General features: G+C 49.2%; 1 protein-coding gene. It reads right to left on the bottom strand.

Features of this window, described 5'->3' with window-relative positions; translation table 11 throughout:
• Nucleotides 1-101: 101 nt before the first annotated feature.
• Nucleotides 102-449 (bottom strand): hypothetical protein, encoded by a 348-nt coding sequence (locus tag KP705_RS15505; protein ID WP_215764806.1) that lies wholly within the window; start codon nt 447-449, stop codon nt 102-104.
• Between the last annotated feature and the right edge of the window lie 417 nt (nt 450-866).

The raw sequence follows: 866 nt of genomic DNA, 5'->3' as shown, positions 1-866 counted from the left end.
GCCTCATCCCTGCCAATGCGTTCAAGATGTTTAAACACATCAACCTTGTTCCCACTCTTGCGACGAATAAGCTCATAAAAACCTCTCCGAGCGGCTGACTCTCACCCATTCTCAGACGGTCCTGCATCAAAAATCTCTCCGCGTGATTCCTTCGCTTCCTTAACCTCTGGAACGTATTCTAAACCACCAGCAGGAAGCCTGAAGCGTCGCCTGTCTTCCTGTTCCGAACGACACGCAAAACGCAGATTCTCATCAGCAGAATAATCCCGAGCTATAAGCCCAAGGTGCTTGCAGTCAGCAGATATCAGCCAGCAGATATCATCAACAGACCACCCCAGATGGAACACATGCCCAAGCCATGAACGAGGATAATACCCCCCATCATATGACTGAGCTTTGATGACCCTTTGGGCCTCTAATTTCGTATATGAACGACCTACGGATTCCATCCGAGACCACCAGTCGTGGCGGTCTTGTGTTGAACGATCGCAATCAGTTGTGTTATAATACTGATGTGGGTCGGGTTGTGACGTTCCTGCGTCATGAGCCTTCTCCTAACCTATCGGGCTTCTTCGATGTAATCCGCCAAGATATCCATCGATTTAACCTCGACTCACATTCTACCATAAAAATCAGATTATCAAGAACCATCCCACACAGATGGCCTACGGCCACACTACGTGGCTCCCGCTCTGCGCTCGCTCTGTGATGCAGGACACAGCAAATCTGAGCTAATTATCTGCTCATGAAGCGAAGCAGTTTGAGCTATCTTTTTAATACTGATTTAGCCTTTAGCATGGAGGTCGAAACCCCAATGCTAGACCCCGGACCTTCGGGGTCGTCGCTCTAGGCAATAGAGCGATCAG

The sequence above is a fragment of the Gluconobacter sp. P1D12_c genome (assembly GCF_018812105.1).
GTDB lineage: Bacteria > Pseudomonadota > Alphaproteobacteria > Acetobacterales > Acetobacteraceae > Gluconobacter > Gluconobacter oxydans_A.
Note: the sequence above shows the minus strand (reverse complement) of the source record. Positions and strands in the feature narration are given on the sequence as shown.